This window comes from Yersinia sp. Marseille-Q5920, assembly GCF_946902935.1.
Classification (GTDB): Bacteria; Pseudomonadota; Gammaproteobacteria; order Enterobacterales; family Enterobacteriaceae; genus Yersinia; species Yersinia rochesterensis.
In genome coordinates, this window is record NZ_CAMPQA010000009.1 from 106,239 (window position 1) to 132,048 (window position 25,810).

A 25,810-nucleotide genomic window follows, 5' to 3' on the forward strand; every position below is an offset into this window, starting at 1 on the left:
TTCTTGTGCGTGGGGTGAGTCGTATCTGGCTATTTACCCTTTCGTATTGCTCTTCATGACGGCACTTGCTGCCGATTTTCACTGTTAATGTTACTTTTCGTGAATAAGATTAAATTTAAACTCATTTAAAATCAGTTGATTGTGTCTTTCTCCATTATCTCTTGTTAAATGTTGTGATTTGAATCGCATTTAATTCCCGACTTATCCCTTAGATTTAACTTTAATAAACATTAAATAACTAAAATTAACATTAATATTAATATGCAACACCAACTGCGGTAGTTGACAGGATTATGGCTGACCTTTGTTCCCTGCAAATAATTATAATATGAGGCTTTATTATGTCTGAATCATCAACCGAACCTTTAGTGATACCAAAGGTATTACCGGAGGAGAATCATGCCTATCGTAAAGCGGCATGGCATATTTTACCTTTATTGATGCTGTGTTATGTCATGGCTTATCTTGATCGGGTGAATGTGGGTTTCGCCAAGTTGCAAATGGCTGATGACTTACAATTCTCCGATGCAGTATATGGTTTTGGTGCCGGTATCTTCTTTATTGCCTACTTCTTCCTGGAAATTCCCAGCAACCTGATGTTGCATCGTGTTGGGGCGCGGCTGTGGATTGCGCGCATCATGATAACGTGGGGCATTATTTCGGCGGGGATGGCTTTCGTCACCACGCCGATGTCATTCTATGTGATGCGTTGTTTGTTGGGGATTGCTGAGGCCGGCTTCTATCCGGGGGTAATCCTGTATATTTCTTATTGGTTCCCGAGTAACCGCCGTGGCCGAATGTATGCCTTATTCGCCACCGCAGTGCCATTATCCGGGGTGATTGGTGCACCGCTATCTGGCTGGATAATGGATGCCTTTAATGGTTTCCATGGTTTTGCTGGCTGGCAATGGATGTTTATTCTGGAAGGTATCCCCTCGATACTCATCGGTATTTTGGTGATTTTTAAACTGACGGACAGGATCGCACATGCCAAATGGCTGACTGTTGAAGAGAAAAAAATCCTACAGACCAATATCGATAATGACACACAGCATCATGTCCATAGCAGCCTGAAAGAGATTTTCCTGCAACCCCGAGTCTGGTTGCTCACCCTTATTTATTTCTGCCTGATTTCCGGTTTTTACACCATTGGTTTTTGGTTGCCGACGCTGATTAAAGACAGCGGAGTGACCAATATCTTGTACATCGGTTTATTGAGCGCCATCCCCTATGCGGCGGCGGCTGTGACCATGGTCGTGGTATCACGCAGTGCCGACCGCTTACGGGAACGGCGCTGGCACTTGGCATTAACTGCGACATTGGGTGGAATTGGGATGATCATCTCCGCCAGCTTCAGTGACAACATCATCATCGCCATGGTGGGGTTAACTATAGGAGCTATGGGGGCATTGAGCACTTTACCACTGTTTTGGAGCTTGCCAACGGCCTTCCTTGGTGGCACCGCTGCCGCCGCAGGTATCGCACTGATTAACTCCTGGGGCAACCTGGGGGGCTTCGTCGCACCTTATATGATGGGGTATCTGAAAGATCTGACGCAAAGTACCACCGTCGGGATGTTGATTATTTCCACCATGTTATTTATTGGTGCAGGGTTAGTCTTTTTAGTTCCAGCTAAAACAGTTAACCGCTAACCGCGCAGATAAAAAGGATATGACAATGAACATAATGGTAACGGGTGCTGCGGGTTTTCTGGGGCGTCGATTAATTGAGCATTTACTGACACTGGAGAGTCTGACGGATAGCCAGGGTCATCAGCACAGTATCAATAAAATCATTGCCTGTGATGTGGTGCCGCTGCGTGGGATAGCGAATGAACGGGTGCAGGTCTCTTGTGGTGATATCGCCGATTCATCATGGCTGGCGAATGTTTTTGACCATCAGATTGGCACCGTTTTCCATCTGGCGGCAATTGTCTCCAGTCAAGCAGAAGAGGAATTTGAACTGGGTATGCGCATCAATTTTGATGCCACCCGTGGGCTGCTGGAGCGGGCGCGTCAATTGGGGCATTGCCCTAAAATCATCATTACCAGTTCAGTAGCTGTATTTGGCGGAGAGTTACCGGCAGTGGTGCCCGATGAGCAGGTTTGGGCGCCGCAAAGTTCCTATGGGACGCAAAAAGCATTGAATGATTTATTGCTGGCAGATTATAGCCGTCGGGGATTCGTGGATGGTCGTAGCTTAAGAATGCCGACTATTGTAGTGCGCCCCGGCAAACCTAATCGCGCCGCTTCTAGCTTTGCCAGTGGCATTATTCGTGAGCCATTACAGGGTATTGCAGTAGTTTGCCCTGTTAGCCCACAAACACCCTTGTGGCTGTTATCGCCGAAAATGGCAATTAATAACCTGATTCATGGTCATCAACTGGATGCCAGTCAGCTTAAGTCTGGGCGAGTGATTAATCTGCCTGGGTTATCTGTTCGTGTGCAACAGATAATTGATACATTACGGCGCATTGCAGGTAATGAAGTGGCCGATCTAATTAGGATTCAGAAAGACCCACTCATTGAGAAAATTGTCAATTCCTGGCCTGGAAATTTCGACGCTCGCTACGCTAAATCATTAGGTTTTTGCAGTGATAGGGATATCAACAGCATCATTAATGATTTTATTCTTGGTGATTTACCCCTGAAAGGGCTGAATAATGAGTTGTAGAGATATTAACTTTATATAATAGAAATAATTACCATTAATAATAGTATGGATAATCCATCGGGTTGTGCGGGATACTTAGCATAATCTGGTGGATTTTTATTGTCAGATACAGATTTTTAGCCATAAAGCCGATATAATAACCCTATTCGTAATTATCTCATTAATAATAAAAATATATTTTCATTAGGCTAAATAATATGGTTTTTTTTCGCGGTGTTTTCTTTTTTTTGCTGATGATTATCTCATCTTCATCTTTCGCTATAAACTGCCAGCGAGCAGCAACACCGGTTGAATACACTGTCTGCGGTGATGAAGATCTTCATTGGCTTGATCAGACACTCAGTGATATTTATCAAGCGATGTTAGTGAAATATGATACTGAAACAGTTTATCAGCAGCGGCAAGTATGGGAGAAATCTCTGAACAGTTGCACCAGTAATAACTGTATCCAGCGTGCTTATTTTCAGGGCATTGCCTCTATGTCAGACATTGATGAAAATTTCGACTGGCGTGGTCAATGGTGGAATATCACCAAAGGTAATGACCGGGGTGGTGTTATCAAGGTAACTCGAGTTACGGAGTGGGGATTCAGTATTGATAGCCATGCCTGGTCGGGTGAAAATACCGGTAACTTTAGAGCTGAGGCCCGTAAAGTTGAAGGGCTGGCTGTGATTGATCTTATTGAAAATACAGCAAATTGTCGGCTGTTACTGATTCCAATAAAAGATGGTTCTATTCAAGTACACAGCAATGGCAGTTGGGGTTGTCGCATCTCGATGCCCAAAGATGTTTTTATTGATGGGCAATATGTCCGAGCTGAAAAAGATCCACGCGAAATATCGACTTTACTTTCCATTGGTATTTTTACTGATGTCGAGAATGATAAGATTTTCCGTGAGTTAGTCGGTGAACATTATGCCCAATTTATTGCTTCAGCCAATGTCTATATCTATAGCCAAGACAGGGATAATCGAGGCGCAAAAGTATTATCTACGTGGGTGCGAGGGGCTGCAAATAAACGAGCGTCGATAATTATGTATAATCGTAGCGGTTTGATGTGGGCCGCATATATTGCACCTGACAAGAATGGAAGCCTGCGAGTTCATTATTTTACTAATGTGCCTGAAGACAAAGATAAAAGACCTAAAACTATTGTCGAATGGCAACAAACCTTTATGGATAACTGATATATCTTGCTGGTGAAGGTCGCCGAAGAGCGGGCGGGGTGCTCTTATTCCGACTCAATTAATTGAGTCAGGGCCTATGATTCGCGACAGGAATTTTAAGTATATAAAAAATGGCCAGGGTGTCGAGCAATGAGTGTCGACACCCTGGCCATTTTTATAATGATAATTAACAATATTTTTATTCTAACGTCCCAATCACGTTCAATGACATATCATCAGGTATTTCGTTATAAGACAATACGTTAAGCCCATTGCAGAATAATCGTGCATAGCGTGCAATCAAGGGGCGTAATTGCGGAGTGACCAATAAAATAGGTTGGTGATTCTCCGCTTTCATTTGTTCTTTAATGATAGGCATATTCTGTTGTAGCTGGGTCAGAATATTTGGGTCGACAGGGAAATTATCCAAGACGATCTTTCCTGCTTGCTGTGCCTGATTGAGTGAGCCAAGCAACATATTCTCCAATGCATTATTAATGGTATAAACCGACAGGTTTTTATCATCGCCATTGATGCTATTGACGATCCCGGTGCGCAACGCGTACCGCACATCGGAGGTCAATAAAAGTGAGTCTTTCGTCACATTGGCACTGTCTAATAATGTGGTTGCGATGGTCACAATATCTTTAAGGGAGACATTTTCGATTAATAATTGCCGATAGACTTTTAATAACTCACTAAAATTAAATGCCGCAGCAAAATCTTCCGCTAGTCGAGGTGACAATGACTCCAGCCGTTGGTGTAATTGTGTTATATCGTCGTAATTAAATAACACTGGCAGGTGTTCCCGTGCCACTTTATTGACATGAGTTGCTACCACACTGGCACAATCGACTATTTGATAGCCAAAGTTTAAGGCATTCGCCTTATTTTGTGGCTCTATCCACACCACCGCCAGGCCATAAGTGGGATCTATCGACAAAACACCATCGACTTCCCCGTATTGTTCCGTAGTTGGAATTGCCATTAGCTTATCAATATAAATTTCACCGCCCGCGACTTTGACGCCATTAACATTAATAGTGTACTGAGAGGGCTTTAAACGAAAATTCTCCCGCACTTTAACTTCGGGCAATATGATTCCGCAGGTTTCCGAGATAATTTGGCGCACACCACGCAGCCGCTGGATTAATGGCCGATCTTTCGCTTCGTCAACCAGTGTCACTAATTTATAACCAAGATTCAGGCCGATAGGTTCTACGACGGGTATATTATCCCAATTAATATTGAGTGAGTTATCTTCTGAAATTGCTTGGTTGAGGGTTGTAAGATCGGGTTCAATATTCGCTTGCTGTATTTTTTTACTTTGCTGCCAAGCGGCGAACAGGAGTAATCCGGTGAAGCTGAGAAAGGCAAGATGGGGCATCCCCGGCACAATGGCGAGAATGAACATCACAAATGCCGCAGCATATAAAATGGTCGGTTTTGCTAATAACTGATCTTTAATTTCATCAGTCATATCACCGCCATCACTCACCCGGGTGACAATAATTGCCGCGGCAGTGGCTAATAACAGTGAAGGAATTTGCGCGACCAAACCATCACCAATGGTCAGTAATACATATTGCTGGAATGACTGGCTGGCACTGAGGTCGTATTTAAAAATTCCGATACAAATGCCGCCGATCACATTGATCACCAGAATCATAATACCGGCGATAGCATCACCACGAACAAACTTGGATGCGCCATCCATTGCCCCGTAGAAGTCGGCTTCGCTGGCAACTTCTTTACGGCGTAGGCGGGCTTGTTCCTGATTGATTAATCCGGCGTTAAGGTCGGCATCAATAGCCATCTGCTTGCCCGGTAGTGCATCTAATGTAAAGCGGGCGGAAACCTCAGAAATTCGCTCGGCACCTTTCGTCACGACGACAAAGTTGATGATCATTAGGATGATAAACACCACGAAACCAACAACAAAGTTACCACCAATGACCACTTGGCCAAAAGCTTCAATCACTTTACCGGCAGCACCAACACCTTCATGACCATTGAGTAACACCACTCGTGTTGACGCCACATTTAATGTTAAGCGCATTAAGGTGGCAATCAGTAATACAGTCGGAAATATTGCAAAATCAAGTGGACGTTTACTGTTTACGCTGACCAATAAAACTAATACAGATAACACAATGTTAAAGGTAAATAAAATATCCAATACAATAGGTGATAGCGGCAAAATGACCATTGCCAACATGCAAAGGATTAATATTGGAACAGTAACATGCATATCTCTTACTATATGAGCAAGATAACTAAACTTATTTTTCATCATGGAATTTCTGCATCTCTTTGGGAATACCAAGGTAAGTATTTAATACCGGTTTATTAGCCAGACCAGATCGCCAAGACTTGACCTGCATTACATAGGTCAATACCTGAGCGATGGCGCGATACAACTGGGCTGGAACCTGTTGATTGACCTTGGTGGTATGGTAAATAGCACGAGCTAAAGGAGGGAATTCAACAATTTCAATATCATTATTCTTAGCCACAGTCCGAATGTATAATGCAATATCATCCTTCCCTTTTGCGATAATATAAGGTGCGCTGGCTTTCTCTGGGGCGTATTTTAATGCTACTGAAAAATGTGTTGGGTTAGTAATAATAACATCAGCATTTGGGACGGTTTTATTAATTTGCCCCATGGCAAACTGCCGTTGTAATTGGCGAACTCTATTTTTAATTTCTGGATTACCATCATTACTTTTGTGTTCTAATTTCACCTCCTGCTTAGTCATTTTCATTTTCTTGGTGAAAAGATATTTGCTAAGTGGAATATCGATCGCGGCAAAAATCACAATAATGGCGATGAAATAAACCAAAATTCCGTGATATAAAATAAATCCTTCAGTGATCGCTTCCTGTAGCGGCAATGCCTGTAAACGCAATAAATCGGCCAGCGAGTTATTGACCATCAGGTATAAGGTATAAAGCACGATGCTGCACTTACCGAGCATCTTCAAGACTTCGGTACCATTACTGGCGGAAAATATCTTTTTAATTCCTGCCAATGGACTGAGTTTTTTAAAGTCAGGGATTAATTTTACCGGTGTGAAATTCCAACCGCCAGGAACTAAGGTTGCCAATATACTGACCAGTGGAATCGGGGCTAGCGTAAGCAAGAACTTGAAAAAGATAAACAGGTTGGTCAGCAGTAATTGTTCCAGTGCTGTGGGGTCATCTATTCTGCCCGCTGTACGGCCAACAGCTAAAAATGACTCACGAATCAACTCTTTGTAATAGGGTAAAAATAGCGTCAGGGTGACTAATGATGTCACTAATCCGGCCGCCATAGTGACATCTTTGGAGCGCGGAATATCCCCTTTCTTTCTCGCTTTGGTCAGTTTACCGCTGGTGGGTTTTTCACTTTTCTCTCCGCTGCTGGATGACATCAGTACACCTTCATCCGTTCGAGCTGCGTCAGGATCTCGTTAGTCAAATTGAGATAATGATCCGGCACATTGATGGCCAGTAGCAGTAGGCACAACAGGCCGAACAACATACCTATTGGAAACCCAAGAGAGAAAAGATTCAAGGTCGGAGAAATGCGGTTCAACAAACCGAAAGAACCTTGCACAATCAGCATGATAAAGGTGGTTGGCAGTGCCAGCAGTGTGGCGGATGACATGATCCAACCTAAGCTTAATGCCAGTGATCGTAAGGAGAAATCATTGATAGCTTCGCCCATCGGCCAACTGATAAAACTTTTATACAGGATAGTGACCAGTAACAAGTGCCCATTCATGGTAAAAAAGATAAGTGTGCTAAAGACAAAAATAATTTGTGAAATAACGGTCGTTGAAGCACCACTGGTTGGGTCATTCATCACCGCCATGCCTAAACCCATATTCATTGATAAAATCTGGCCAGCGGCCTGTAGGGCGGCAAAAGCCAGTTGCAGCATGGAGCCAAATAACCAGCCCCACAGGATTTGTTCGCCAGTCAGCAGCAATGAATTCATCGATAATAACTCACCCAAGATCACCGGCTGGCTGAGCATGGGGGTGATTAAAACCGCCAGCAGCAGCGAGGTGCCAATCTTCGCTTTACGGGGAAAAGCGCGATGCTGGAGAACCGGACAAAAATGAAAAAATGCTAAAATACGCACAAAGGGCAGCCAAAGTGCGAATACCGGCGTGGTGAGTGTTTGAATATCTATTCCCATTGCCTGTTACCCAACCAACTGTGCGGCTTGCTGGAAAATAGCAATGGTGAAGTCACTCAGTTTGGTCATCATCCATTTACCGGCAAAGATCAATACCAGCATGGTCATCACCAAGCGCGGTAGGAAACTGAGGGTTTGCTCATTAATCTGTGTAGTGGCTTGAAAGATACTGACCAATAGCCCGGTTAATAAGCTGGGAATAATGGCAACCACCGAAATGATCAATACCAGATGCAATCCTGCGGCAATAATATCTCCTGCAATATCAGTGGTCATCATGCTATAACCCCTGCACGCTGGCAGTCAGCGTCCCGACAATTAATGTCCAGCCATCGCACAACACAAACAGCATTAATTTAAAGGGTAGCGAAACGATGAGCGGTGACAGCATCATCATCCCCATCGCCATCAAAATACTGGCGACAATCAGGTCGATGACCAGAAAAGGTATGTAAATCATAAAGCCAATCTGGAAAGCAGTTTTCAATTCACTCAGCAGATAAGCGGGAGTCACGACGGTAAGATCTTGCTGTTGCGGCTCGCCACTGACCTGAGCAATATCCATCATCTGATCCAGCGACTTACTGCTGGTTTGTGCCAGCATATAATTCTTGAGGGGGATTTCCGCACGGGCCAGCGCTTGCGGTAAGGTGATTTCATCATTCTGAAAGGGAATGACGGCGTCTTGATGGACTTTAGTCCATACCGGGCGCATCACCAGCAAGGTTAGCGCTAGCGCAATACCGGTCAGCACTTTATTGGGGGGGCTTTGCTGCAATCCCAGCGCCTGGCGTAATATTGCCAGCACGATAATAAAGCGGGTAAAGCAGGTCATCATCAGCATCATGATGGGTAATAGGCCAAGCAGCGTCATCAGAATCAGGATTTCAATCTTGACGTTGTAATCCTGACCGGCAGCAGTTTGTGCCGTGCTAAACAGGGTTATCCCCCCCTCCTGCGCGAGGAGAAGAGGGGAATACAATAATCCGCTAATAACCAGGCCACTGCTGATGATTTTAGCTGTCATAGTTGGCAGGCGGCTCAAGGTCATAAAGCGAGTTCACCCAGGCTTTGGCTATTGAAGCTGATAATACGCAGGCCATATTTCTCATTGACCACCACGACTTCAGCCTGACCGAACATGATGCCATTGATTTTAATATCTAGTGGCTCGCCGGCCAGTTTATCCAACTCAATAACTGAATCATTATTCACTGACATCAATTCAGAAAGTGGAATATCCACCGAGGCGACTTCCAGTGTTAATGTGACAGGAATACGGCTGAACAGCGATATTTTGCGTTGCTGTTCATACTGGCTGTTATCCACGGCGGGCACTGTAGCCGTAGGGGCAGAAAGTGGTACGCTAGCCTCATTCTCTGGTGTTGAGAAATTAAAATCCAGATCATTGTCGAGTTCAATTAATTGGTCAGTCATGGTTCATCTCATTAGTTTTTTCATTAAATTCAGATAAAAATAGTTTGCCGCGACTCTCAGTAACCACAGCACTAAATAAGGGTTTCTTGCCAATAAATACTGGGAACCTTTCAGGTAGAGAAGCAGGGATAATATCGCCCTCTTTTATTGCCATTAGGTCAAATAATGTGAGTTCACTACAGCTTAACTGGCTGGTAAGCTGAATAGGTAATTGGCTTACCAATTGATTAAATTGTGTTGATGACAATGTCTGAGTTTTCTTTTCTTCTTTGATTCCGGTGTGTAATGTATTAAGCAGCCTGTCGACATGAGGGGTGTCAATAAGTAGTGTAAAACCGATATTCTCATAATCCTTTAACAAAAAATCCATATGATAGGACCAATTAACAATAGGTGTGGAATTATTGTTTTTGATCACCAATGGCTCACCGAATACTGGCTGATTAAGAATCAAATCAGCTATTTCTATGCTTAGTTTGTTTTTTAGTCTATCTTCTGTCTGGGTTTTCGGTGTGTTATCCACAATGGAAACTATGTTCTTTTCTTTAGTTAAACCATAGTAGTCATTAAGAATATTAAGCAGTAGAGTGCGGTCGATATCAAAGGCAATATTCCCTATCTGGCTACTGAGTGTTTGAGCATTCTTGTAATGACAATCTGTTTTGAACTTAATATCCTTTAACGTGATATTGATTCGATATTTTCTTAAAAAATAGAGGCTGATTTGCTTTTCAATTACCGCAAAGTAGCCACCCACGATTTTGGGTATTTTATGATAAGGACGCCCAAGTTTATTAATGTCCAGAGTCATTATTTCCGGTAGCGAGTCCCTGTTGTGAACTCTCGCTTTAGCTTTATTTGGCTTCATGCTTTATCCAAAATCATAGTCCGAATAATTTCTCACGATCTCGTCAGTGGTTATAGGGATGAGTGAGTTACTTATGTTTTCGTTAGGATGTTAATTAAACCTTCTATTGAAAATCAATACAATAGTAATTTCTTTATTAATTTATTTCTTTTTTATTTTTGAATTAATTGTTTTTCAGTAACACAATGATTTTAAAGGTTTAATTTTTTTAATTTTTATTTAATTCCTTTATTTTCAATAGTAAATATATAGTCATTACCCAGCAGGATTTTTGTCTGGACTTCTAATGATTGAATAACAATGAAAGGATCTAATATTTTATTTTCTTGAGATTTAATAATGCCTTTTTATGTGTCGTGTTATTAACTGTTGAATGTGATTTGTTGGCTTTGCTGGAGAGTGGATACATTATGATGAATATGGCTATGGATGTGTTATCTAAAAATGAACATGGTTTTGTTGCTAATGCCCCCTCCAGTGTGAGCGTATTCTCTCTTGCACGTCGGGTGGCAGAATTCAATGTGCCAGTATTAATCACTGGAGAGACCGGAACAGGTAAAGAGTGTGTGGCAAAATATATCCATCATAAAGCGATGGGTGAGAACGCGCCCTATGTTGCAGTAAATTGTGCCGCTATCCCCGAGAGTATGCTGGAAGCTATATTATTCGGTTATGAAAAAGGTGCATTTACTGGGGCTGTTGCCAGTGTTGCCGGTAAATTTGAACAAGCCAATGGCGGTACTTTATTATTGGATGAAATTGGCGACATGCCATTAGCCTTGCAAGTTAAGTTATTGCGCGTGTTGCAAGAACAGGAAGTTGAGCGTTTAGGTAGCCATAAACGTATTCCGCTAGATATTCGTATTATTGCCTCTACCAATAAAGATTTGAGTGTTGAGATTGCAGAAGGACGCTTTCGTCAAGATCTCTATTACCGTTTATCAGTAGTACCTATTCATATCTCACCGCTGCGCGAAAGACCTGAAGATATTATGCCGTTGGTAAGTGCATTTTTTAATAAATATCGTAATTTTCTAGATGTGAAAATCAATATTACCCCACAAGCTCAGTATGAGTTAAAGACGTATTACTGGCCAGGTAATGTTCGCGAGTTGGAGAATGTTATCCAACGCGGAATTATTATGAGCAATGATGGATTAATCGACATTTCACACTTAGGTCTGCCTGCAACAAGAAATCTGTCCGTATCAGAGGGACAATTGGCGGGAGATAAATTGGCAGAAAATAAGCCGGTATTCTCTACTGAAAATATTCAATCCAATCATGGCGAAAGTAACATTAAATTACGCGGACGTTTGGCTCAATACCAATATATCGCGGATTTATTGCAAAGACACCAGGGAAATAAATCTAAAACGGCCGCATTTTTAGGTATTACACCGCGCGCCTTGCGCTATCGGTTGGCCAATATGCGCGAAGACGGTATCGATATTGAGTGTTACTCATAAGAGGAAGAACGATGGATAAAGTTGGAGCTATCACTATGCCAAATATGCAATTGCCGATGATAGCGGAAATGCAACAGATGGCGGCTATAGCCAGCAATAGTGTTGAGTTTGGCACTGCATTACCACAACCCGCGGGCAGTAGTTTGTTCGCTCAGGTTAACGAGGTGAATTCCCCTTCATTTTCCCGGGTGCTTAAAGGCGCGATTAATAGCGTGGATAACTTACAACATGTGGCAAGCGATAAACAGACCGCAATGGATATGGGCGTCAGTGATGATTTAACCGGCACGATGCTAGCAAGTCAGAAAGCCAGTGTGGCTTTCTCAGCGATGGTGCAGGTGCGTAATAAGCTTACCACTGCACTCGACGAAGTCATGAATACTGCGCTGTAGGGTAAATCGGTGTTAGATAAAATTAAGCAACAATTGCCCGCCATCAGGTTGGGTAAAAATCAAAAAAGTATTCTCATGGGCGCGGTGGCTATTTTGGTCACCGGTGCGATTATTTTCAGCCTTTGGCGCAGCTCGCAGGGCTATACCGCCTTGTTTGGTTCACAGGAGCATATTCCGGTGACGCAAGTGGTTGAAGTGCTGGACAGCGAGGCGATTGCCTATCGTATTAATCCAGATAATGGCCAAATATTAGTCGCGGAAAACCAACTCGGCAAAGCCCGTATTCTGCTGGCAGCTAAAGGTATTACTGCCACATTGCCGACAGGTTATGAGCTGATGGATCAGGAAACCATGCTCGGCAGTAGCCAGTTTATTCAGAATGTGCGCTACAAACGCAGTCTGGAGGGGGAACTGGCGCAAAGCATCATGGCGCTAACCGCCGTGGATTATGCCCGGGTTCACTTAGGAATGAGTGAGGCCAGTTCTTTTGCCATCAGCAATCGCTCAGAGAGCAGTGCATCGGTCATCTTACGCCTAAAATATGGTCAAACGCTGAAAGCGGAACAGGTGGGGGCCATTGTCCAGTTGGTGGCTGGCAGCATTCCCGGCATGAAAGCGGCTAATGTGCGGGTGGTCGATCAGCACGGTGAGCTGTTGTCAGAAGCCTATCAGGCTAACGACAAGGGAATGACAAATGTGAAAAGTGGTGCCGAATTAGCCCATTATTTACAGAGCACGACCGAGAAGAGTATCGCCAATCTACTTAGCTCCGTGGTCGGTATCAATAACTACCGCATCAGTGTTGCAACCCAACTTGATCTGAGCCGTGTTGAAGAAACGCTGGAACGTTATGGCGCAGAGCCGCGTGTCAGTGATGAGAATATTCAGCAGGAGAACGGCAACGAAGACATGGCGATGGGGATTCCGGGGTCGTTAAGCAATCAGCCCTCCGCTCAGCCGAACAACACCAATGCACCTGCAATGATGAGCCGCAGTCAGGCGCAACGTAAGTATGCCTACGACCGCGATATCCGCCATGTGCGCCATCCGGGTTTTAAGCTGGAAAAAATGACAGTGGCGGTCATTTTGAATAAATCGGCTCCGGCACTGGAGAAATGGACACCAGAACAACTGAATGAATTGAAGCGTTTAATTGAAGATGCTGCCGGTATCGACGTGAAACGGGGTGATTCTCTGACTCTGAATATGCTGGCCTTTACTGCGCCGACAGTGATGGAAGAGTCTGTCATTCCGTGGTGGCAAGATGCGACAACTTTCCGTTGGGCGGAGATCGTGGGTATTGGCTTATTGTCGCTGTTGTTCTTGCTATTCGGTGTGCGGCCATTGATAGCGCGGTTATCACGTCAGGATGATAAGCAGGCTACTTCAGCGATGTCCGAAAACATTGACAGCCTGAATGCGGCAAAGACTGCGGGTGAAAAAGGCACCGCAACAGAAGCGATGTTACCAGCCTCTTCCTTCAAAGAAGATGACAACCTGCCACCGCAAGGCTCTGGCCTGGATATAAAAATCGGTCACTTGCAACAACTGGCTCAGTTAGAAACTGAACGTGTCGCCGAAGTCATTAAACAATGGATTAATAATAATGAACGAATCAAACCTCAATCAGAATGATGATGCGGTGGTGCGTGATGGCGCAACTGCTTCTGCCCCGGTACGCAGCCGTTTAGAGCAGGCAGGGATTTTGCTACTGAGTGTGGGTGAGGAAGCTGCGGCGATGGTGATGCAAAAACTGACGCGCGAGGAAGTGGTGTGTATCAGCCAAACTATGTCTCGCTTGCATGGTGTCAAATTGAACCATGCGCGGCAGGCATTGGATGATTTCTTTGTCGATTACCGTGAACAAAGCGGGATCAACGGCGCTTCCCGCAGTTATCTGCAAGGCATTCTGAGTAAAGCCTTGGGCAGTGATATCTCCAAGAGTGTCATTAATGGCATCTATGGTGATGAAATCCGCCATCGGATGACCCGCTTGCAGTGGGTCGGGACACCGCAACTGGCGGCGTTGATTGAGCAGGAACATCTGCAATTACAGGCGGTATTTTTAGCTTTTCTACCGCCGGATGTCGCCGCCGAGGTCTTGGCCTATCTGGATAAAGGGCGGCAGGACGATGTGCTGTACCGGATTGCCAAGCTCGATGACGTCAACCGCGATGTAGTGGATGAACTGGATCGCCTGATTGAGCGCGGCGTGGCGGTATTGTCAGAGCACGGCTCCAAAGTTTTGGGGATCAAACAAGCGGCGAATATCGTAAACCGCATTCCCGGCAACCAGCAGCAGTTGTTGGAGCAACTGGGAGAACGTGATGAAGAGGTGCTCAATGATCTGAAGGATGAGATGTATGAATTCTTTATCCTCAGCCGCCAAAGTGAGGTCACCTTGCAGCGCTTGATGGATGATATCCCGATGAGTGATTGGGCGATAGCGCTGAAAGGCACTGAACCGGTACTGCGCCAAGCCATTTATGATGTATTGCCAAAGCGCCAGATACAACAGTTGCAAAATGCTACCAATCGGATGGGGGCTGTGCCGGTCAGTCGCGTAGAACATGTACGCAAAGAGATAATGGCACAGGTGCGTGCGCTGGCCGAAGCGGGAGAAATCCAGGTGCAATTGTTTGCTGAACAGACCATGGAGTAAGGCAATGTCGATAAAAAATAGCCTGCGCTTTGGCGGGGCGAAAGTGCGGGTTCATCAGTTCCCGCCATTGCGCCAAATCCGCCAGAATTTACAACCAGACGATACCATGGCACTTGATCCGGCGGCCTATCAAAAACAGCTGATGGAGGGTTTTCAAGAAGGGGTCAGTCAGGGTTTTAATAAAGGGCTGTCTGAGGGGAAAGAGGAGGGATATCAAGAAGGTGTCCGTCTGGGATATGACGACGGGTTGAAAAAAGGGCGGGTAGAAGCGCGACAATCAGAAAGTAACCGATTTAATGAAGCTATCGAGCCATTTACCGGTTATATCGAAAAAATGCATGATTATTTAGGTAGTTATGAAAATCGCCGTCGCGATGAGCTAGTGCAGTTAGTCGAAAAAGTGACGCGTCAGGTGATCCGCTGTGAATTGGCACTGCAACCGGCGCAGTTGCTCGCGTTAGTTGAGGAAGCACTGGCGGCGCAGCCGTCAGTTCCCACGCAACTGAAAGTCTATCTTAACCCCGCCGAGTTGGGCCGCATCAATGATGTTGCGCCAGAAAAGGTTAAACAGTGGGGGCTAATAGCCGATCCGGAGATGGCCAGCGGTGAATGCCGAGTGGTCACCGATACCACGGAAATTGATGTGGGTTGCCAGCATCGTCTGGATCAGTGTGTCGAAGCATTGAAAAGCAGCCTACTGCCGGATCAAGACCATGGGTGAGCTAGCGGCACTTGATAATGCATTGAAATCTATAGATAACATTAACCTGGCTAGAGTGGCTGGCCGCTTAGTACGGGTTAATGGCATTTTGCTGGAGAGTGTCGGTTGCCGTCTGGCGATTGGCCAGCGTTGCCGTGTCGAGAGTGCTGAAGACGTCTTTATTGAGGCACAGGTGGTCGGGTTTGACCGAGAAGTCACTTACTTGATGCCATTCAAGCAACCCGATGGCCTGATGAGTGGTGCGCGGGTATTCCCGTGTGAGCTGGACGGCGAACTGATGGTTGGTGATAGCTGGCTGGGGCGAGTGGTTAATGGCTTGGGTGAGCCGATTGATGGAAAAGGGCCACTTGGTGGTGAGACTCCGCTACAACAGCAATTGCCGCAAATTCACCCGCTTCAGCGCCAGTCCGTCAGCACGCCATTGGATGTCGGGGTCAAAGCCATCAACGGCTTGCTGACTATTGGCAAAGGCCAACGGGTAGGGTTGATGGCGGGCAGTGGTGTCGGTAAAAGTATGCTGCTGGGCATGATGACCCGCTACACCCAGGCGGATGTGGTGGTGGTCGGGCTGATTGGCGAACGTGGCCGAGAAGTGAAGGAGTTTATCGACCACTCATTACAGGCCAGCGGTATGGCAAAATCGGTGGTAATAGCCGCACCGGCAGATGAATCGCCCCTTATGCGCATTAAAGCCACCGAACTGTGCCACTCCGTTGCCACCTATTATCGTGATAAAGGCAAAGACGTGTTACTGCTGGTGGATTCACTCACCCGCTATGCCATGGCGCAGCGAGAAATTGCACTTTCATTGGGGGAGCCTCCGGCGACCAAAGGCTACCCGCCCTCTGCTTTCAGTATTATTCCAAGGTTGGCAGAGAGTGCCGGAAACAGCCACGGCAGCGGCACGATGACCGCTATTTATACTGTGCTGGCAGAAGGTGATGATCAACAAGATCCCATCGTCGATTGCGCCAGGGCAGTATTAGATGGGCACATCGTATTATCGCGTCAATTGGCGGAATCCGGTCACTACCCCGCCATTGATATCGGCCAGTCGATCAGCCGCTGCATGAGCCAGATTTCGCCGCGTGAACAGGTGCAATCGGCCCGTTTACTGAAACAATGCTATGCCGATTATATGGAGATCAAACCCTTGATCCCGCTGGGCGGTTATGTCGCCGGAGCCGATCCGATGGCGGATCGGGCAGTGCAGTATTATCCGGCTATTATCGACTTCCTGCGCCAAGAAGTGGATCAACCCTCGCTCTTACCAGCCACACTGGCGCATCTGAACGCGCTCTATCCACCATCTGATATTCAAACACCTGAGGCCCAATCATGAGTGACAAGCTGATGAATACCCTGCAACAGCTACAGCAATTACGGCAACGGGCGCTTAATCAGACCACCAGTCAATTGGCACAGCAAAAACAGCTGTGCCAGCGTTATCAAAACAATATCAATGCCTTGGCGTCGCTAACCCATTTTGCATTAATGCCCGTGGCTGGGGCGGCTTTGATGAATAATAGCGCCAGTTATAAGCGCAATATTCAGCGCGTTATTGACTGGCAAAAACAGGAGCAGGTGCTGGCAAATATTGAAGTGGGCAAGCTGCAAACGCATTTGCAGCAACAAGCTTGTCGGGAAAAAATCGTGGCGGTGGTATTAGCACAGCAACAGCAGCAGTTTTTGATGGAACGGGGGCGGCGTGAACAAAAAAACACTGATGGCCTGGCCGCGCAATGCTGGCAACGACACCGGGCGGGATAAGGTTATCCGCAATTTGAGCACTCATTTTTGAGTGCTTTTTTATGTTTATTTTTTATTGAAATGTCAGTCACAAGAATAAAGATGTGAAACATTCGCCCTAGCATAATAGCCTATAGCGAATGTTTTTTGGTATGAATATTCCATAAATTCAATATGATAAAAATCAAAAGCAGCCATTGAAAAAGAGTGGGAAACGTGTGGCTCAACCTGCATATAAAAAATCTGCCGGAGTCTCGGTTAATGAAGACAACAGATCCATCTGCATGGTCAGCAGCAGACTATTATGCTGGTTTTGCTGGCGACAGGCATCGGCGCGTAAACGTAAGTCCGCCCATAATGCGCCGGCATGTTCGCGGTAATGTATCGGTAAACTCGAGAGCAGCTGGTGCATACCTTCTTTATGGGCAGGAAATTGTAAATCTTGCATTAGCCGCCGGCGTTCAGTGGCAGATTTATCAATCATATTATACAGTTCCATCAACTGTAGATTGAGTGCCTCCAGAGCTTCAGCATCATGGCCTATCATCAACTCGCGCTGCTTTACCAATAACTTTTCCAAGGCAATATAGCGTTTGCGATCTTCCTGAATCGCGACCAATAACTGCTGAGTGTTCTGCTGCTGACTATTTTTCACCGGCTGCATAGTTTCGTTAACTCCTGTGGAAGTTCAGCATCGCCCTGGCGATATCGGCTGTATTCAGTGTGATTTTATCGGCCTGAATAGCGGCTTTAGCTGTGGCGACGCGTTCGCTATCAACTTCGGGCATTTTTTGTAATTTGGCATGTAACTCACCGGCCGATGCAGCATGTTGTGTGGTGCTCGCAATCGCCCGCACAGGGGCAATAGCTTGAATTATTAAGGCATTTTCTGTTTTGGCGGCTGGCGCGGCAATCATCATTTGCCGCCGCTGTGCATTAATTTCCATATGAAGTCACCTATAGTCAGTTACCGATTATCTCGTGTTATCGTGGAGGAGGCCTCCACAACCTGATAAAGCGTCACAGTATGGTCAAAACTTAACTCACTGCCGTTAGCCCTAACTGCTGGCAATTCCTAGCATTCTGACTCTGGCGATATCATCAACTATGGCGGTCACTGTGCGCTTGCTGCTGAGATTTTTCACTTTAATCAGCTCCCCTTTGCGGCCATTTTTCAGCGCCTCGCCTAACATGCGAGCTTCAATGCCATCTTGCTCGGCAATCATTAATATTTGCTGACCACGGGTCACTAATATCGGCTGCTCCAATTGGGAGGGAATCACGACTTGCAGCCCACGAATACGACGTTTAACCGTTAGTCCGACTATCTCATCGGGGTCGGTAATATAACCCCCCTGCGCCGTCGAAATATTCTTTTTCTTCAATTCAATATCGGCAGGTGCCACTAATTTACCGCGTTCAAGGGTGCTTTTTGCCACCCAAACCGGCAGATAAATATCGGGTTTTACCGTGACCGAGACTTCCCAGCCTGTCGCGTCAGGACAGCTGATGTCATAACGCAAACGCGAGATATCGCGCTGCCCACTGGCGGGCGCCGTCACTCTTACACCACTCTGACACCACTTATATCGGCTCACTTCTGACGGAATAAAAATATTCATTTTTACCGTATAGCCCTGCCAGTTTTTATTTTTGGCGGTTTGGTTAATGTCAGCGCTGGCTGCATGTAATGCCTGTGTATAAATCTGTTTTCGAGCATGAATGTCAGCGCTGTTTGCTGCTGCTGCATACAGTGAAATCAGGCTAACAGACAGCAGGAATAACCGCCGTGGAATGCGGATGAATACGGGACGGATTGAGGGGAAATAGCGCTTCCCATTGAACAAGGAAAATAATAAAAAATCGTACTTAATCATGATGTTATAAACCTGGCACGTTGTTTGCATTAATGTGAGTGTTCGTGAGTGCAAACTCGTGTTTTAACATCAAATTAGGACGTGTTTTGTGGGCATTGATTTTCAGAAAGCATTAGGGGTTCACCCTGCGGCGATGCAGCTTCGACTTACCAGAGCAGAACTGCTATCGGCCAATCTGGCCAATGTGAATACGCCAAATTTTCAGGCTAAAGATATTGATTTTGGCGCTGAAATGCAACGGGCAAAACAAGGGGGCATCGGGATAGCCTCTCCTCAAGTTAAGTACCGGTTGCCCTATCAACCCTCACAGGATGGCAATACGGTGGCATTGAATGTTGAGCAGGCAGAATTTTCAAAAAATGCTCTCGATTATCAAACCAGTTTGTCATTCCTCAATATGAAGTTGGTCGGCCTGAAACAGGCAATTGAAGGGAAATAGGGATGTCTTTTAACAATATTTATCGGATATCAGGTTCGGCCATGACGGCCCAGACCATCAGGCTTAATACCATCGCCAGCAACCTGGCGAATGCAGAGTCACCTGCGGCCTCGGCGGCAGAGGCTTACAAAGCGCGCAGTCCGATATTTTCTGCGATTTATTCACCTCGCAGTGCGGCTAATCCTCGTGGCGTTACTGGGGCGCAAGTACAGGTGTTAGATGTGGTTGAAGTGGGAGAGGCGGTACAGCGGTATGAACCTAATCACCCGCTGGCTAACCCGCAAGGTTATGTCTTTTATCCGGCAGTCAATGTGGTGTCCGAAATGGCTGACATGATGTCGGCATCACGCAGCTTTGAGACCAATGTTGAAGTTCTCAACAGCGTCAAAAGCATGCAGCAAAGTGTATTAAAGCTCGGAGAGCGCTAATCATGAATATTAATGAAAGCAGCAGGTTGTCAAAAAACAGTCATAGCTCTCAGATAGCGGAGAGTGAGTTACCCAAAGGTGAAGAACTGAATAACCAGTTCATGAAGTTATTGGTGGCGCAGATTCAGAATCAGGACCCCCTGAACCCCATGGATGGCACTGAGTTTGTCAGCCAAATGGCGCAGCTTTCACAGGTTCAATCCACCGAAAACATGGCCAAGATGTTGCAGAGCAACACTGTGCAGATGGAGAGAGTACAGGCAATGGCGACCGCCAATATGGTGGGGCAGCAGGTGATGGTGGAAAGTGATGAAGTTGAGTTGGGGACACAAATCCAAAATGGGCGGCTGACATTAGAACATGCCGCATCACCGTTGGTGATTCACTTGGTTGATGGTCTGGGGCAGGAGCATCAAATTAGTTTGGGTCAGCAAGCGGCGGGCAGTGTCAATTTCACCATCGATCCGGCCAAGCACAACCTTAAACCTGGCAACTACAAACTCAGTGCGGTCAGTAGCAGTGGGGAAGAATTCATTCCGTTGGAATTAGCCGGTGCTGTTAACAATGTGCGTATTCCACAACATGGCGGCGCAGCGCAATTAAATGTTGCCGGTATTGGCAATGTGCCTTACCACAAAATCAAACAGTTTGGTGCTTAACGCCATTTTCCAATAACCCATTATTTTACAAGAGAATTATTTTATGAGTTTTAGTATTGCCAATACCGGCCTGAGCGCGGTGACTGAACAGTTGAACAGCATCAGTAACAATATCACCAACTCCGGCACCAAAGGTTTTAAGTCGAGCCGAACTGAGTTTGCCTCTATGTATGCTCAATCGCAGCCATTAGGGGTCGGGGTCAGCGGAACCTCGCAAAGTATCAAAAAAGAAGGCTCGATTGATCGAACGGGTAACGCGATGGATTTGGCGATTTCAGGTAGCGGCTTTTTTGTGGTGAAAAACAACAATGGTGAGGATGCATACACTCGTGCCGGGATGTTCACCACGGATAATAATGGTGTATTGGTCAATGCTAGCGGCATGAAATTGCAAGGTTATCCCGCTGATGCTGCCGGTAATGTACAAACCGGTATCATCGGTGATTTGAAGATAAGCACCACTGGCTTGCCCGCTAAAGCGACCAGCAAACTGGACTTTATGGCTAACTTGCCCGCCAGTGACACTCCTCCCGCCAACACGACGTTCACTCCGAGTGATAAAGATTCGTACAACTATATGTCCACGTCGACAGCTTATGACTCCTTGGGCCGTGAACATTTAGTAACGCAATATTTTGTTAAAAGCGCCAATCCGGGCGAGTGGAAAGTGCATTACGGCGTTGACGGGACTACTCTTCTGGCAACGTCGCCAGCACCGCTGCAAAATACGCTAACATTCAATACCTCAGGGGTATTGACTGCGGGTAACAGCCAAACCATTACAGGGCCTTACTCCGCAGCTGGCGCGGAAAATTACAATATTACTCTTGATTACACCGGTACCACTCAGTTCCAATCTGAATTTCTTCCTACCCTGAATAAAGGCAATGGCTACACGGCGGGCACTAAAAATGGTGAGCGCATTGAAAGTGATGGCTCGGTATACGCCACTTTTAGTAATGGTGAGCGGATGCTGCAAGGCAAATTGGCATTAGCAAATTTTGCCAATCCTAATGGGTTAGCTGCGCAGAATGGCACCACTTGGAGTGTCACTGGCAAGTCGGGTGGACCACTCTTAGGTGCGCCCGGTACCGGGTTGTTAGGTGGCATCGAAGTGGGTGCTTTGGAATCCTCCAACGTCGATTTAACCGCTGAATTGGTCGGTTTGATGACCGCGCAACGTAATTACCAGGCGAATACCAAAATCATCAGCACCAATGACAGCATGATGAATGCACTGTTCCAGGTGCTGTAATGGACAAACTTCTCTATACCGCCGTCAGCGGGGCCAACCGCAGCCTGACACAACAACAGATTCATGCCAATAACTTGGCTAACGTCAACACGCAGGGGTTCCGTGCTGATCTGGAACGCGCGACGGCGACACAGGTGCCGGGCGGCGGTTATAACAGCCGTGTAGCGGTGCTCAGCCAAAATGCTGGTGTAGATATGAGCGCGGGCAGTTTGCAAGAAACTGGTCGTGAATTGGATATCGCTATTAAAGACCGTGGGTTGATTGCGGTGCTCAGTGGTGGCCGCGAGGTTTACACCCGTAATGGCCAGATGGATATTGGCCCAGACGGCGATTTAACCATCAATGGCTTGCCAGTATTAGGCGATGGCGGCCCTATTGTATTGCCGCCTTACTCGTCGGTGTCGGTCGCTGATGACGGCACTATTGCCATTATCCCGCAAGACGGCGGTATCAAGACACCGGCGGAAGTTGATCGCATCAAGCTGGTGGATATTCCCGCTAATCAATTGAGCAAAAATAACCGTGGCTTATTGGTCAACCGCCGTGGTGCCGCCGCACGAGACGAGAATGTCCAACTAGTGAGTAAGCATTTGGAAAGCAGCAATATTTCCGCTATCAGCGAAATGACCGCCAGTATTTCCCTCAGCCGTCAGTTTGAAGCGCAAATCAAAATGATGAAAGTGGCGGAAGAGCTGGCGCAATCCGGTAATCGGATCATCCGTGGCAGCTAATACCGCTTTCAGCACAACGTTATTCCATGGATCGTTATTTCATTGATATAGAAATTAGGGAGCAGTCATTATGAATTCAGCTTTATGGGTCAGTAAAACCGGTTTGGCAGCACAAGATGCTAAAATGAACGCCATTTCGAACAACCTGGCTAACGTGAATACCGACGGTTTTAAACGCGATCGTGTGGTGTTTGAAGATCTGTTCTACCAGAACCAGCGCACCCCCGGCGCACCATTGGATCAAAACAATGCGACACCGAACGGCATTCAGTTTGGTAGCGGCGTCAAAGTGGTGGGGACACAAAAGCAATTTACCGTTGGCAATATTAAGGTCACCAACAGTGATTTTGATGTAGCCATTGTGGGCCAAGGATTTTTCCAGGTTGAAACTTCCGATGGCGGCATTGCTTACACCCGTGCTGGTAATTTTTCCCTCAATGCTGATGGGGTACTGACCAATGCGCAAGGTATGCCATTGGTACCACAAATAGAGATGCCAGCAGGTGCCAGAGATCTGGCGATCGCCAAAGATGGCACGGTAAGCGCCCGCATCGGGGGAGAGGCAGAATTCGCTGAACTGGGGCAAATCACCTTGGTCAATTTTGTCAATCCGGCCGGTTTGGAAGCGGTGGGCGGAAATATTTATAAAGAAACCGTTGCCAGCGGTACCGCAACGGAAGGTGTTGCAGGGGAAGAGTCCTTTGGCGCACTGGCGCATAAATCACTGGAAGGCTCCAATGTGCAAGTGGTCGAAGAAATGGTCGACATGATAACCGTACAGCGAGCTTATGAGATGAACGCCAAAATGGTCTCTGCTGCCGACGACATGCTGAAGTTTGTCACTCAGAAGCTGTAATTGGCCGTCGCCTCCGTTGAAAAGTGAATGATGCATGAAAAGGTTTTTATTATTAACACCATTGATGCTGGCGTTGAGCGGTTGTGAAACTCCAGCGCTGCTGGTGCAGAAAGACGATGCTGCTTTTGCACCGCCGGCCAATTTGATCCAGCCGACCACGGTTAAAGAAGGTGGTGGGCTGTTCCAGCCCGCGTACAACTGGTCACTATTGCAGGACCGGCGTGCGTATCGGATCGGTGACATTCTGACGGTCAAGTTGGATGAATCCACTCAATCCAGTAAGCAGGCTAAAACTAACTTTGGCAAAAAAAACGACATGAGCTTGGGTATCCCCGAGATCTTGGGGAAAAAGCTGAACAAGCTGGGGGGATCGATATCCGGCAAGCGTGATTTTGACGGCAGTGCCAATTCGGCGCAGCAGAATATGTTACGTGGCTCGATTACGGTCGCGGTACATCAGGTATTGCCGAATGGAGTATTGGTTATCCGTGGCGAAAAGTGGCTGACTCTCAATCAAGGCGATGAATATATGCGCGTGACCGGATTAGTCCGGGCCGATGATGTTGAGCGGGATAATTCAGTCTCTTCTCAGCGAATCGCCAATGCGCGTATTTCCTACGCTGGCCGCGGCGCGCTTAGTGATGCTAACTCCGCCGGTTGGTTAACGCGCTTCTTTAACCACCCATTATTTCCTATCTAACCAGGAATCAATATGTTACGACGTTATTTTGTGCTGATTGGGTTGTGGTGTGCTCTGCCCGCCGCGATAGCACAACCACTGGGATCACTGGTGGATATTCAAGGGGTGCGTGGCAACCAGCTGGTGGGCTACAGCCTGGTGGTGGGGCTTGACGGCTCTGGCGATAAAAACCAGGTGAAATTTACCGGCCAATCAATGGCTAACATGCTGCGCCAGTTTGGTGTGCAACTGCCAGAAAAAATGGATCCCAAGGTGAAGAACGTGGCGGCGGTAGCGATCAGCGCCACCCTGCCACCGGGTTATGCGCGCGGCCAATCTATTGATATCACCGTATCGTCTATTGGTGATGCCAAAAGCTTGCGCGGCGGTACTTTGCTATTAACCCAATTGCGCGGTGCCGATGGCGAAATTTATGCATTAGCACAGGGCAACGTGATTGTGGGAGGGATGAAAGCTGAAGCGAATAGTGGTTCCAGCGTGACGGTCAATACCGCCACAGTGGGGCGCATCCCCAATGGAGGCAGTATTGAGCGCGAAATTCCGAGTGATTTCCAAAGCAATAGCCAGGTAGTGCTTAACCTGAAACGGCCGAGTTTTAAGTCAGCCAACAATGTGGCATTGGCACTGAACCGTGCTTTTGGCTCTAACACCGCGGTGGCGCAAAGTGCCACTAACGTGATGGTCAATGCACCACAAGATGCGGGGGCACGGGTGGCCTTTATGTCTTTGTTGGAAGATGTGCAAATCAATGCCGGTAAGCAGTCGCCACGGGTGGTTTTCAATGCCCGAACCGGGACTGTGGTCATTGGCGAAGGTGTCAGGGTGCACTCTGCCGCCGTTTCGCACGGTAATCTGACGGTTAGTATCCGTGAGAAGAAAAATGTCAGCCAACCTAATGTGCTTGGCGGGGGGAAAACCGTCACTACGCCAGAAAGTGACATTGAAGTGACCAAAGGACGCAATCAAATGGTTATCGTCCCTACGGGGACTCGGTTGCGCAGTATCGTTAACACCATCAATAGTTTAGGGGCTTCGCCTGATGACATCATGGCTATTTTACAAGCTTTGCATGAAGCCGGTGCACTGGATGCCGAACTGGTCGTAATTTAAGGATGGCAGATGATTGACGCAATAAGTAAATCAGCCCCGGTGGTGCCGGGGAGCTTTACCGGCGAACTCCTGCCACAGGATCTTGAGCAGGCCGCAGTGCAGTTTGAGGCGGTATTTATGCGTACCTTACTGGCACAAATGCGCAAAGCAGCTGAAGCATTGGCTGCCGACGACGACCCGTTTAACAGTAAACAACAGCGCATGATGCGGGATTTTTACGATGACAAACTGGCGTCCACTTTGGCCTCGCAGCGCAGTAGTGGTATCGCTCATTTACTGATTCAGCAGTTAGGTGGGAAATAGCGCGGCTGATTACCCCCTGGGTCATTGGCGCTACAGGGGGCAGCTATTCATATTTAAGTTTGGCCGCTGATTGACCGCTTTTTGCTACTAACGTGTATCTGTTATTTAATTGATTACAGCAGGGAA

General features: G+C 46.8%; 29 protein-coding genes. 19 read left to right on the forward strand and 10 right to left on the reverse strand.

Translation table 11 applies throughout. The features are described from left to right. The first annotated feature begins 341 nt into the window (after window positions 1–341). From OVO64_RS14085 to OVO64_RS14095, 3 genes are all read left to right on the forward strand, one after another. Complete coding sequence (locus OVO64_RS14085; RefSeq protein WP_038639086.1) at window positions 342–1,652, forward strand: MFS transporter; 1,311 nt, start codon at window positions 342–344, stop codon at window positions 1,650–1,652. Window positions 1,653–1,677: 25 nt separating this feature from the next. Beyond that, complete coding sequence (gene denD / locus OVO64_RS14090) at window positions 1,678–2,673, forward strand: D-erythronate dehydrogenase (RefSeq protein ID WP_120011482.1); 996 nt, start codon at window positions 1,678–1,680, stop codon at window positions 2,671–2,673. Window positions 2,674–2,870: 197 nt separating this feature from the next. After that, a complete protein-coding gene (locus OVO64_RS14095) occupies window positions 2,871–3,860 on the forward strand; it encodes a lysozyme inhibitor LprI family protein (RefSeq protein WP_145510249.1) in 990 nt (329 codons plus the stop codon). Window positions 3,861–4,038: 178 nt separating this feature from the next. On the opposite strand, the gene OVO64_RS14100 is transcribed toward OVO64_RS14095, so the two are convergent. Genes OVO64_RS14100 through OVO64_RS14130 form a run of 7 tightly spaced genes read right to left on the reverse strand, consistent with a single transcriptional unit; the run spans window position 4,039 to window position 10,333 of the window. Further along, window positions 4,039–6,135 (reverse strand): flagellar biosynthesis protein FlhA, encoded by a 2,097-nt coding sequence (locus OVO64_RS14100; RefSeq protein ID WP_038639095.1) that lies wholly within the window; start codon window positions 6,133–6,135, stop codon window positions 4,039–4,041. Next, on the reverse strand, window positions 6,122–7,255 hold the full coding sequence (flhB, locus tag OVO64_RS14105) for a flagellar type III secretion system protein FlhB (RefSeq protein ID WP_038639098.1): 1,134 nt from the start codon (window positions 7,253–7,255) through the stop codon (window positions 6,122–6,124). Before flhB ends, OVO64_RS14100 begins: the two co-directional genes overlap by 14 nt. Next, window positions 7,255–8,028, reverse strand: coding sequence for a flagellar biosynthetic protein FliR (gene fliR, locus OVO64_RS14110; protein WP_038639106.1), 774 nt, complete (start codon window positions 8,026–8,028; stop codon window positions 7,255–7,257). The genes flhB and fliR overlap by 1 nt, the downstream gene beginning before the upstream one ends. A 6-nt stretch (window positions 8,029–8,034) precedes the next feature. Then, the gene (gene fliQ, locus OVO64_RS14115) at window positions 8,035–8,307 is read right to left on the reverse strand and encodes a flagellar biosynthesis protein FliQ (RefSeq protein ID WP_013650415.1); all 273 of its coding nucleotides are present in this window, start codon (window positions 8,305–8,307) and stop codon (window positions 8,035–8,037) included. Between the two features lies 1 nt (window position 8,308). Next, a complete protein-coding gene (fliP, locus tag OVO64_RS14120; protein WP_038640064.1) occupies window positions 8,309–9,055 on the reverse strand; it encodes a flagellar type III secretion system pore protein FliP in 747 nt (248 codons plus the stop codon). A gap of 20 nt (window positions 9,056–9,075) precedes the next feature. After that, window positions 9,076–9,465, reverse strand: coding sequence for a flagellar motor switch protein FliN (gene fliN, locus OVO64_RS14125; RefSeq protein WP_038639111.1), 390 nt, complete (start codon window positions 9,463–9,465; stop codon window positions 9,076–9,078). After that, window positions 9,458–10,333: a FliM/FliN family flagellar motor switch protein gene (locus tag OVO64_RS14130; protein ID WP_050291943.1), complete on the reverse strand. Its 876-nt coding sequence runs from the start codon at window positions 10,331–10,333 to the stop codon at window positions 9,458–9,460. Before OVO64_RS14130 ends, fliN begins: the two co-directional genes overlap by 8 nt. 410 nt (window positions 10,334–10,743) lie before the next feature. Between OVO64_RS14130 and OVO64_RS14135 the strand changes: the two genes are divergently transcribed. From OVO64_RS14135 to fliJ, 7 genes are read left to right on the forward strand one after another with little or no spacing between them, the layout of a single operon-like run. Continuing rightward, entirely contained in the window at window positions 10,744–11,802 is a 1,059-nt protein-coding gene (locus OVO64_RS14135) for a sigma-54 interaction domain-containing protein (RefSeq protein WP_038639117.1), read from the forward strand. An 11-nt stretch (window positions 11,803–11,813) separates the two neighbouring features. Further along, complete coding sequence (gene fliE, locus OVO64_RS14140; protein WP_038639120.1) at window positions 11,814–12,194, forward strand: flagellar hook-basal body complex protein FliE; 381 nt, start codon at window positions 11,814–11,816, stop codon at window positions 12,192–12,194. Window positions 12,195–12,203: 9 nt separating this feature from the next. Then, window positions 12,204–13,829 (forward strand): flagellar basal-body MS-ring/collar protein FliF, encoded by a 1,626-nt coding sequence (gene fliF, locus OVO64_RS14145; protein ID WP_038639123.1) that lies wholly within the window; start codon window positions 12,204–12,206, stop codon window positions 13,827–13,829. Next, entirely contained in the window at window positions 13,801–14,856 is a 1,056-nt protein-coding gene (locus OVO64_RS14150; RefSeq protein WP_038639125.1) for a flagellar motor switch protein FliG, read from the forward strand. Before fliF ends, OVO64_RS14150 begins: the two co-directional genes overlap by 29 nt. A 4-nt stretch (window positions 14,857–14,860) precedes the next feature. Next, window positions 14,861–15,577, forward strand: coding sequence for a flagellar assembly protein FliH (gene fliH, locus OVO64_RS14155; RefSeq protein WP_038639128.1), 717 nt, complete (start codon window positions 14,861–14,863; stop codon window positions 15,575–15,577). Beyond that, a complete protein-coding gene (gene fliI, locus OVO64_RS14160; protein ID WP_038639131.1) occupies window positions 15,570–16,919 on the forward strand; it encodes a flagellar protein export ATPase FliI in 1,350 nt (449 codons plus the stop codon). The genes fliH and fliI overlap by 8 nt, the downstream gene beginning before the upstream one ends. Then, the gene (gene fliJ / locus OVO64_RS14165) at window positions 16,916–17,347 is read left to right on the forward strand and encodes a flagellar export protein FliJ (RefSeq protein WP_038639133.1); all 432 of its coding nucleotides are present in this window, start codon (window positions 16,916–16,918) and stop codon (window positions 17,345–17,347) included. Before fliI ends, fliJ begins: the two co-directional genes overlap by 4 nt. A gap of 202 nt (window positions 17,348–17,549) precedes the next feature. On the opposite strand, the gene flgN is transcribed toward fliJ, so the two are convergent. The 3 genes from flgN to flgA form a co-directional block, all read right to left on the reverse strand. Next, on the reverse strand, window positions 17,550–17,990 hold the full coding sequence (gene flgN, locus OVO64_RS14170; protein ID WP_038639136.1) for a flagellar export chaperone FlgN: 441 nt from the start codon (window positions 17,988–17,990) through the stop codon (window positions 17,550–17,552). Between the two features lie 7 nt (window positions 17,991–17,997). Next, window positions 17,998–18,273: a flagellar biosynthesis anti-sigma factor FlgM gene (locus tag OVO64_RS14175; RefSeq protein ID WP_038639138.1), complete on the reverse strand. Its 276-nt coding sequence runs from the start codon at window positions 18,271–18,273 to the stop codon at window positions 17,998–18,000. A 111-nt stretch (window positions 18,274–18,384) separates the two neighbouring features. Beyond that, complete coding sequence (flgA, locus tag OVO64_RS14180) at window positions 18,385–19,203, reverse strand: flagellar basal body P-ring formation chaperone FlgA (protein WP_120011480.1); 819 nt, start codon at window positions 19,201–19,203, stop codon at window positions 18,385–18,387. A gap of 88 nt (window positions 19,204–19,291) precedes the next feature. On the opposite strand from flgA, the gene OVO64_RS14185 reads away from it, so the two are divergent. The 9 genes from OVO64_RS14185 to OVO64_RS14225 all read left to right on the forward strand — a co-directional run bounded on the left by OVO64_RS14185 (window position 19,292) and on the right by OVO64_RS14225 (window position 25,684). Next, entirely contained in the window at window positions 19,292–19,642 is a 351-nt protein-coding gene (locus OVO64_RS14185) for a flagellar basal body protein (RefSeq protein ID WP_038639144.1), read from the forward strand. A 2-nt stretch (window positions 19,643–19,644) separates the two neighbouring features. Continuing rightward, on the forward strand, window positions 19,645–20,070 hold the full coding sequence (gene flgC / locus OVO64_RS14190; RefSeq protein WP_038639147.1) for a flagellar basal body rod protein FlgC: 426 nt from the start codon (window positions 19,645–19,647) through the stop codon (window positions 20,068–20,070). Between the two features lie 2 nt (window positions 20,071–20,072). Continuing rightward, entirely contained in the window at window positions 20,073–20,729 is a 657-nt protein-coding gene (gene flgD, locus OVO64_RS14195) for a flagellar hook assembly protein FlgD (protein WP_145510083.1), read from the forward strand. Between the two features lie 43 nt (window positions 20,730–20,772). Then, entirely contained in the window at window positions 20,773–21,984 is a 1,212-nt protein-coding gene (flgE, locus tag OVO64_RS14200) for a flagellar hook protein FlgE (RefSeq protein WP_145510084.1), read from the forward strand. Then, window positions 21,984–22,715 (forward strand): flagellar basal-body rod protein FlgF, encoded by a 732-nt coding sequence (flgF, locus tag OVO64_RS14205; RefSeq protein WP_050291941.1) that lies wholly within the window; start codon window positions 21,984–21,986, stop codon window positions 22,713–22,715. Before flgE ends, flgF begins: the two co-directional genes overlap by 1 nt. A gap of 70 nt (window positions 22,716–22,785) precedes the next feature. After that, on the forward strand, window positions 22,786–23,571 hold the full coding sequence (gene flgG / locus OVO64_RS14210; protein ID WP_038639158.1) for a flagellar basal-body rod protein FlgG: 786 nt from the start codon (window positions 22,786–22,788) through the stop codon (window positions 23,569–23,571). Between the two features lie 34 nt (window positions 23,572–23,605). Then, entirely contained in the window at window positions 23,606–24,271 is a 666-nt protein-coding gene (flgH, locus tag OVO64_RS14215; RefSeq protein ID WP_038639162.1) for a flagellar basal body L-ring protein FlgH, read from the forward strand. A 12-nt stretch (window positions 24,272–24,283) separates the two neighbouring features. Then, on the forward strand, window positions 24,284–25,381 hold the full coding sequence (locus tag OVO64_RS14220; RefSeq protein WP_186377472.1) for a flagellar basal body P-ring protein FlgI: 1,098 nt from the start codon (window positions 24,284–24,286) through the stop codon (window positions 25,379–25,381). A gap of 9 nt (window positions 25,382–25,390) precedes the next feature. After that, window positions 25,391–25,684 carry a rod-binding protein gene (locus OVO64_RS14225; protein WP_038639167.1) on the forward strand — a complete coding sequence of 98 codons (294 nt, stop codon included), beginning with the start codon at window positions 25,391–25,393 and terminating at the stop codon, window positions 25,682–25,684. The last annotated feature ends 126 nt before the right edge of the window (window positions 25,685–25,810 follow it).